Origin of the sequence: Wolbachia endosymbiont of Drosophila barbarae, from assembly GCF_044752445.1 — a bacterium.
In the GTDB taxonomy this organism is placed as follows: Bacteria; Pseudomonadota; Alphaproteobacteria; order Rickettsiales; family Anaplasmataceae; genus Wolbachia; species Wolbachia pipientis.
Map to the genome: position 1 here is coordinate 1 of NZ_JBIXJM010000244.1, position 8,708 is coordinate 8,708.

At 35.2% G+C, this 8,708-nt stretch carries 8 protein-coding genes and 1 pseudogene; 5 read left to right on the plus strand and 4 right to left on the minus strand.

Annotated elements, in window-relative coordinates:
* On the minus strand, positions 1-1,463 hold a 1,463-nt coding region (locus ACIPNH_RS06080; RefSeq protein ID WP_400772246.1), incomplete at its 3' end, for a hypothetical protein.
* Between the two features lie 135 nt (positions 1,464-1,598).
* Here ACIPNH_RS06080 and ACIPNH_RS06085 point away from each other — a divergent pair.
* A complete protein-coding gene (locus tag ACIPNH_RS06085; protein WP_010082345.1) occupies positions 1,599-2,873 on the plus strand; it encodes an APC family permease in 1,275 nt (424 codons plus the stop codon).
* Between the two features lie 213 nt (positions 2,874-3,086).
* Here ACIPNH_RS06085 and ACIPNH_RS06090 read toward each other — a convergent pair.
* Positions 3,087-4,035 (minus strand): annotated as a pseudogene (locus tag ACIPNH_RS06090) (IS110 family transposase).
* A 320-nt stretch (positions 4,036-4,355) separates the two neighbouring features.
* Positions 4,356-4,808 carry a hypothetical protein gene (locus ACIPNH_RS06100; protein WP_015589289.1) on the minus strand — a complete coding sequence of 151 codons (453 nt, stop codon included), beginning with the start codon at positions 4,806-4,808 and terminating at the stop codon, positions 4,356-4,358.
* Positions 4,809-4,948: 140 nt separating this feature from the next.
* Between ACIPNH_RS06100 and ACIPNH_RS06105 the strand changes: the two genes are divergently transcribed.
* A complete protein-coding gene (locus tag ACIPNH_RS06105) occupies positions 4,949-5,983 on the plus strand; it encodes an aspartate-semialdehyde dehydrogenase (RefSeq protein WP_400772248.1) in 1,035 nt (344 codons plus the stop codon).
* Between the two features lie 402 nt (positions 5,984-6,385).
* On the plus strand, positions 6,386-6,517 hold the full coding sequence (locus ACIPNH_RS06110) for a hypothetical protein (protein WP_264723914.1): 132 nt from the start codon (positions 6,386-6,388) through the stop codon (positions 6,515-6,517).
* A 279-nt stretch (positions 6,518-6,796) separates the two neighbouring features.
* Here ACIPNH_RS06110 and ACIPNH_RS06115 read toward each other — a convergent pair whose 3' ends face one another.
* Positions 6,797-7,291, minus strand: a complete 495-nt coding sequence (locus ACIPNH_RS06115; RefSeq protein ID WP_264723915.1) for a Smr/MutS family protein — start codon at positions 7,289-7,291, stop codon at positions 6,797-6,799.
* 92 nt (positions 7,292-7,383) lie between these two features.
* Here ACIPNH_RS06115 and rlmB point away from each other — a divergent pair, with 92 nt between their 5' ends.
* A complete protein-coding gene (rlmB, locus tag ACIPNH_RS06120) occupies positions 7,384-8,148 on the plus strand; it encodes a 23S rRNA (guanosine(2251)-2'-O)-methyltransferase RlmB (RefSeq protein ID WP_264723916.1) in 765 nt (254 codons plus the stop codon).
* 79 nt (positions 8,149-8,227) lie between these two features.
* Positions 8,228-8,708: Bax inhibitor-1/YccA family protein (locus ACIPNH_RS06125; RefSeq protein WP_400772251.1), on the plus strand; the 481-nt coding region annotated here is incomplete at its 3' end.

Below are 8,708 nucleotides of genomic sequence, written 5' to 3' on the forward strand. Positions count from 1 at the left end.
GCAGCAGAAGACCTTGCATGACCTCCAAAAAATGCTTTTACTCTTTCAAGATAAGTAGGTGGTTCTGCAGGGATTTCTATTTCATCTATTTTAGAATATATTGCCGCGTCTACGACTTCATCCGTTATTAACTCCCTTAACCTTTGTTTTATCTGCCCTCTCTGAATATGCTCCCCATAGTCGTTATAAAACTTTACATATAATTCCTTAAACACGAATTCTTTTATAGCATCTCTTGTATAAGAAATGCCGTCCTTTACTTCATCACTCACGTTGCTCAAATCCACCCCAGAACTTGGTGAATACAAATTATCAAAATTTTCTTTCAAAACTTTTATTTTATGGTAGTGCTTATCCACATATTTCTCAAGAAATCTTTTAGTAGCATTACCAGCCAACTTCCCAATTAGCTGAGGCTCCAGTTGAGCTGCAAAGTTGTTTTCTGCTTCAAGGCCACTTAATGCATAAATAATACGGAGAAGCATTCCAGGACCACATTGGCGGTTACTTTCTTCAAAGCGAACCAGTAATATAGATTTCAATAGTTCTACGTCTGCATTTTGCTCTCTTGCCGCAATTAAAACTAAATTTATAGCCTGTGTCAATGTCAATCCGGTTTGTGAATCTACCCAATTTACCCACTCCCCAGTTTCATAACCATCCAATCTTAGATAAGGTTCTATCATTCGTTTTTGCTGACTTGTTAAACCGCTTATATAACTTTTAAACTCTTCATCCAACTCATTTAACGGCGTACCATGTTCTTCCTTTAATTTTTTGGCACATTCAATAACGCTTTGCTGAAAACTTCTAGTATGAACGCTCTGACTACTAGTACCCACATCACTTACATTAAACAAAAAGCTTAGCTGCTTTGCATTCAAACCCAAAGGTGAAAAGAGTTTTACTGATGGATATTTTATTAACTCAAGAAGTGCTACTGGAATTAGCAGTGCATAATTTAACAATAATAAACCAAAATTAAATATAAGAAACCCACGTAGAGCTGATACCTTTGATGCAATATACAAAAATGGAAGCTGTAGGTAATATATCAAGTGTATACTGAAGAATAAGATTTTGTCCTTTAATTTTATTGTTGGATCTTTATAAACCTCAAACAACATGCTATTGCTATCAATATTGTTGTTTTTAAAGGAGGTATAGTTGTTTATGATCTTCTCTTGCAAGGGAAGAAGCATTTTATTCAGGCAAATAAACGCAGCAATAACAATAAAACCTGTAGCCAAAAATGCTAGTGCAGGGCTAGAAGTGCTTGTAGATAAATAGGCATAAAGACCATCAACAATTAAGTTTTTGTATAATCTTTCAAAGGGACGAACTAGAATCGGGTCAAGGATATAGTTAACAAGAAGATTTAAATAATACACGAGAAACAAAAGTGCAATCAAAAATGCAATAATACTACAAACAACCAAAAATGCTTTTAATCTCGGATTCATAACCCCCTCTTAATAATCTGTTAATATAATCTATTTTAGGAATAAATTGAAAAAAATGCAAGTTTTTATGTTAAAAGATCAATTGAAATTTCTGAGTTTAGGGTATATTGTTAATCTATTTAGATAAGAATTATTGTGTCAAATAAAATAGGTTTTTGGGCTATTTTTGCCTTAGTGATTAGCAGCCAAATTGGCTCTGGAATTTTTATGCTTCCAATTAGCCTTGCTCCATATGGCATGTATAGCCTTATAAGCTGGATAATATCAGGGCTTGGTGCTATATCTCTTGCTTTAGTTTTTGCCTCACTCTGCGCAAAATTTCCGGAAACGGGTGGCCCTCACGTCTATGTAAAGCATGCTTTTGGCCCTGCTGCAGCTTTTTTTGTTGGTTGGACGTATTGGGTGATCTCATGGGTTAGCACAACAGCCGTAATAGTTGTGGGTGTTGGTTATCTTACACCATTTTTCCATGAAGATATTCAAAACGTACATCTGTTTTTAGAGATGTTATTACTTACAATTATTACACTAATAAATTTTAGAGGAGTAGCTACTGCTGGACGTGTTGAGTTTTTATTGACGGTGATAAAAATTTCTGTATTGCTTGTAATACCTATAGCAGCATTGTTTTTTTTTGATAGAAATAACTTCATCATAAGTGAAGAAATATCAAATCTTACAACATCGCAGATTCTTGCCCGTTCTACACTTATTACTCTATGGGGTTTTATTGGAGTTGAATTGGCAACAGCACCTGCAGGGTCAGTTGATAATCCAGCTAGAACAATACCAAGAGCTGTGGTACTTGGAACAATCTCTGTTGCTGTTGTGTATTTTATCAACAATCTTGCAATTATGGGATTAATAAATGGCAATGATTTAGCAAGTTCAAGAGCACCATATGTTGACGCAATAAAAATTATGGCCTCTGGCAATTGGCACTTGATTATTTCTATAACTGCGTTCATTTTTTGTGTTGGTACTTTAAACGCTTGGGTACTAGCTAGTGGACAAGTGGCCCTTGGCCTTGCAAAAGATAAACTGATGCCACAGTTTTTTGCTCAAAGAAACAAGCACGGTTCTCCTTTCTGGGGCATAACAACTAGCTCAGTTGGAACTGCAACTTTACTAATCCTCACTTCAAGCAACAATTTTGCTAAGCAGATCACATCAATTATCGACTTTTCTGTAGTTTCATTTTTATTTGTTTACCTTGCATGCAGTCTTGCTTTTCTCAAAGTTATTGTGCAAGAAAAGAGTTGTTACAAATTTTTAATTGGCAGTATAGCAACAACCTTTTGCTGCTGGGTAATATTTGAAACTTCTGTGAATACCTTGCTGATCGCAAGCTTATTCACTGCAAGTGGCGTACCTCTTTATTTATTTTGGTATCGCAGAGTTTCTGTATAGCAAATGTTATGTATCTGTTCAGCAGAGTGGCAAAATAAGGTAGACGAGAAAAGACAACTATAGGAAGAAATGGGTGTCATGCCAGTGCGTGACACTGGCATCCAGTTCTTTCGCGCAGTTCCATCAAAAACGTTGTAAAGGATTAATCGCTTTCGTGTTTACCAACTTAGTGCCCAATCTGGATCCCAGATACTGTCTCTGCTGTCAAACAAATTATCCAACAAAATTACAATTAAATGGTTGATTATTTTTAAGAATACCAAAAAAGACATGCATTAATTTTCGCATTAACGCAAGAACTATGACTTTTGGACATTTGCCTTTACTTGCTAGACGCTGACAAAACTTTTGAAAATGATTATTATGGTTTTTGACTACTATAGCTGGCATATAAAGAGCTTTTCGAATACGCTCAGATCCTATTTTGCATATGCAACTTCTCTTACTTACTGACGATCCCGATTGATAATGTCCTGGCAGCAAAAGCTGTAAATTGTTTAGCATTGTCAAAGTTATCAACTGATGGCATTTCTGCGACAACAGCAACAGCAGTAAGATATCCTATACCTTTTATAGTCTTAAGGTTTTCCACCATATTTTTTAGATGTGGATAGTTATTTATATGCTCATTAATTTCTTTTTCGAGAACAATAATTTGCTTCTCTATTGCCAAAATTACTTTAGATATAGCTTCTTTGCAACTGGAATGCATATTTTTGTTTTCCAAGCGATTTGTCTGTTGCACCTTATCATCTTTTAGCGATTGCATGCAACGGTAAAGCTCCCTCAAATGCCTCATTTCAGGTGCAATGGGCTTCCAAAGAGCAGGTTTGTTGGCGATACAAAATCTAGCTATCATAGCTGCATCTGATTTATCTGTCTTATTTCTGAGCAGCTCACTTTTGCCAAAAGCTTTCTGGGTTTACTATACTGACATTATGTCCTAAATCGTGCATAAAAGTAGCCAAATCTTCTCCATACCAACTAGTTGCTTCAAGACATAAATGAGTAAGATTTGCTCCATGGCCATTGCACCAAACTACAAGTTTTGCAAAACCATCTTGATTATTTTGAAAGACTTTGTGTCGTTTTTTACTGTCCACTAACAAACATCAAATTTCTTTTTTGAAATATCCACACCCAAAATAGCATTTACTTGCATAAAATTGCCTCCAAGACTATAAATAAACTGAGAGTTTAGACTAACCTTGTAATACGGGATATAATTCCAAAAGATACTGTTCAGTCTTTAACTCTATGGGAGGGAAGCAAAATCTGGCTTAATGGCATTAGTGTCGCATCAGCTTCACCCTCCCTGTGAGGTATTTTAGCTCTAATGCCTCATATCATAAAGATACAAGTGTCACGCACTGGGATGACGAGAAAGGAGCACTGGAATTTTTGTTTCAATATTTGTACATGAGCCATGCATCTGAACAGATACAATGTTATAACTAGAGATAATTTTTAAATGATTGATATTTATGAACTACGACTTTTCTTGTTGTCCACTTGTTCAACATTACCCTTCTCAAGTTTACTATCTACTTCTTTTGTGTGTTCATCATCTATACTAGTTTCATCTTTTATCTTACTAGGGTAATCTTCCTGCGATTTTTTATATGCTTCCATGTTGTCATATATAGGGTTACTGATGATTTCTATTTTTTCAGGTGTGAAAATCCTTGCTAAAAATCTCCTTATTATTGGTATTGACCTTAAGAGATCTCTTAGCTTTGAAGATTCTTGTCTTTTGTTTAGAGACTGTTGGTCTATTTTAGAGGTTTTTACACCATACTTTTTATCATCAAAATTTATTGTAGGCTTTCTTTTATTCGAAAGAACACTTTGGGCCTTTGATCCATTGGTTCCTTCAGGCCCTTGAGGTGTAGACATTGCAGGTTTAACCTTAGTTTCATCGTATTCCTTACTCATCTTTCATTTCACTATGTAATATTACTAATATTGCATAATAATAGCTAAATTACAATTAATTGCAAGGTAAAAATATTAAAACAATTGTAAATTTTGTCAGTAAAAATATAATAGAACTTTAAAATTAGAGGTTCATCTATATGAGATACAAAATTGCTGTTATTGGAGCAACCGGAAGAGTAGGGCGTGAGGTATTAAGCACGCTTGCTGAATTTCAAGATGAGGCGATAGATTGCGTTATTGCACTTGCATCGAAAAAATCAGAAGGGAAGAAGGTGAGCTTTGGTGACAAAGAGTTAACAGTTTTATGCCTTGAGGATTATGACTTCGTTGGAACTAATGTAGCCATTTTCTGTGCTGGATCTCATGTTTCTGAAGAGTATGTACCAATTGCAACACAGGCTGGATGCATCGTGATAGATAACAGTTCCCATTTTAGAATGAAAGAGGGTGTGCCACTCATTATTCCAGAGATTAATAAAGAAAAAATTATGGAATATAAAAACCACAACATAATATCCAATCCAAACTGTACTACAATACAGATGCTGCTAGTACTACATCTATTACACCAAAAAGCAAAAATAAAGAGAATCGTTGCTTCAACTTATCAATCAACTTCTGGTGCAGGCAAAGCAGCAATGGATGAGCTCTATGACCAGACAAAAAAAATCTTTATGAACGAAGCTAAAAAACCCAAGATATTCTCTAAGCAAATAGCATTCAATTGCATTCCCCATGTAGGAGAATTCATGGAAAATGGCTCTACAGAAGAGGAATGGAAAATGCAAGAGGAGACAAAAAAAATTTTAGAGGAAAATATAAAAGTTACTGCAACTTGTGTAAGGGTACCCGTCTTTATCGGTCACGCTATGGCAGTAAATGTGGAATTTGATCAACATATCACTGAAGAACAAGCTCGTGAAGTGCTAAGTGAAGCCGAAGATAGTGGAGTTTTAGTGTACAACAGGCGTGAAGATAGTGAATACATAACTCAAATTGATGTTGTACAGGAGAATGCTGTATATGTATCGCGTATTAGAAGAGACAATACTGTTGAGCACGGATTAAATATGTGGATAGTGGCTGACAACCTGCGCAAAGGCTCAGCATTAAATATAGTGCAGATTCTTGAGATTTTGATAAGAGAGCATTTGTCAATCAAGTGCATATAGAGCGCACGTACGTTGTAATTCGAAGGAAATTGTATATCACATGGCAGCGCGTGACGCTGGAATGGCTTTGTTGCATCGCTACTTATGAAAGGCTAACTATAATTAGGATTATAAGCAACTTATTGAAAATCTTGTTTTTTTTGCAATCAATCTGATCAAATTTAAGAATAGTAACTTGTTATTTATATTAATAAATTTAATTCTATTGAAAATAGCTAAAGCATTGAAATTCTTGAATTTTAGCCGGATTAGTGAGTGGTAGTGAAATTTCTTTTACTCAAATTTAGGTATTCACTGACCGTTCTTGTTATAAATACCAGAATAATAAGCTACTGATATTCTCCACCTTTTTTATCTTTAATCCATCATAGCTAGCGATGCAACAAAGCCGGCTGGATTCCAGTGTCAAGCCCTGGAATGACACCATTTGCTGTGCAGTTTACCTTCAAAAATGAATGTTCGTACAGCTATGGAATAAATCGCGGTATGACGGTTCGCAGCGGTATAGTAACTCGTCACCCCGCTACTTGTTAGCGGCTGAGATACCGCGGCGGTATGACGTAGAAGCTATACTTTTATACTCACCAACTCAGTATCCAATCTGGATCCAAGTAGTTAAGCTATTCGGATGACACCCTCATAAAGTGAAATGAGATCCCGCTAACACGTAGCGGGATGACGGGAAAAGAGGTACTGGGAGACATCCCTCCTGGTAGACCCAAATCACAATGTTCGCACAGTTGTGCGTCACGCGCTGCCGAACACTGTATGGTTATACAAGAAAAATTAAGGCTTAAAAGGAAACTTAAGCAGCTAATAGGACCTAAGCCTTCTTAATAAAACATAAAAAGCCCCTTTACCACCATGTTTTTTCGTAGCTTGCTGGTAGTATAGAACCATATGCTGGATTTTAGTATCATTTAACCACTTATTTAAGTTATTCTTTATAGTGTCTGTTTTATTTGTTGCACTGCCGTATCCCGTAATTACTAATAAACATCTATTTCCTGCTCGATAATTTTTGATAATAAAATCTATCAATTTACAGTAAGCATCCTCTATATTATAGCCATGCAAATCGAGCTTATCGCTTATAAAATATTTACCCCTATCAACTTTTGATTTTGTGTTTTTGTCAAGACAAAATGATGAGTTACCATTATTGGTATTAAGAAAATTCCTTTGTAAGTCGGAGGTACCTTTATCAACCATAGACTTTATATTTACTTTATGATCAACTTTTAAAGTAACTTTTCCACATTTTATTGGCTTAACATTTTTTTGCCAATCCAACTCATCGTCCGACATAAACGCATTAATCGAATTGTATAATTTTACAACAATATCCAAACATAGTAAAATGTTGCTTATTCTATGAAAATCCAATTTTCGATAATACGATGAAATCGTCAAAAACTAATGAGAATTTTTGGCTGTATGGAAAGCACACCTGCATGTCAGCACTGAAGAATAAAAATAGGCGGTGTATAGAACTGTTAGTAACAGAAAATTTCTATAGAGAACATGAAAAAGAAATTAGGCAATGTGCAAATAGTAAGGGCATTAAAGTTCGATTAGTAGAAAACAAAATACTTAATGACGTTTTACCCAAAGGTGCTAACCATCAAGGAATTGCTTTAAATGTTGCCCCTATTCTTTATAACTTAAGCATCGAAGAAGTAGCTGAAAGCTCAAACGACAGCTCTACTATAGTCATTTTAGATCAAGTCACTGACACACACAATATTGGGTCAATTTTAAGAACTTCGGCCTGCTTTAATGTTAACGCATTGGTTTTACCACATAACCATTCACCAAGTGAAAATGCATCTATTGCAAAAGCAGCAAGTGGAGCTTTAGATATCGTTCCGCTAATATACGTTACAAATATAGTGAAAACTATGGAGTATTTAAAAAAGGTCGGTTACTGGTGTTATGGGTTTGATTGCAATACTAAAGAAAATATAGATGAAATAAAGAGTTTTGAGAAAAAAAGAGTAATTATTTTTGGTTCTGAAGAGAAAGGGGTACGAAGACTAGTTAAAGAAAACTGTGATTATCTTTTAAAAATACCAATGTCAAATGCAATTAACAGTTTAAATGTTTCAAATGCAGCAGCAATAGGCCTATATTCTATTTATATTAAAACAAATGCCAGCGCATAGCTGTTTATAATAAAAATACTTGATAAAAATGTGGTTTTATATTATAATGTGTTAAATAATAGACAAAAGGAGTTATATTATGTCTTACATGAGAAATGAACAGGATATTCGCTCTCAAGGCGTTTATTATAGTGCTGGGCTTAGAAGTTACCTAACTAAAGTATACAATTACATGGCTTTAGCTTTGGGCGTCACAGGACTTGTTGCATTTTTAACGGTGTTTTCTGGTCTTTTTCAGGTGATTTATTCTAATCCCGTCCTATCGCTTGTGGTAATGTTATCTCCGGTTGCATTGGTGTTCTACATGTCTTATAGAATTCAACACCTAAGTGCTCAGTCTGCCGTTACTATATTTTTCTCGTTCTCAGTGTTAATGGGGCTTTCCTTATCTTATGTTTTTATAGTTTATACTGCAGAAAATATAGCAAGGGCGTTTTTCATTACATCAATCATGTTTGGCTCTATGGCTTTATATGGCAATACTACAAAAAGAGATCTTACAAGTATGGGCTCTTTCTTGATTATGGGAGTCTTGGGGATAATTATAGCATCCATAGTAA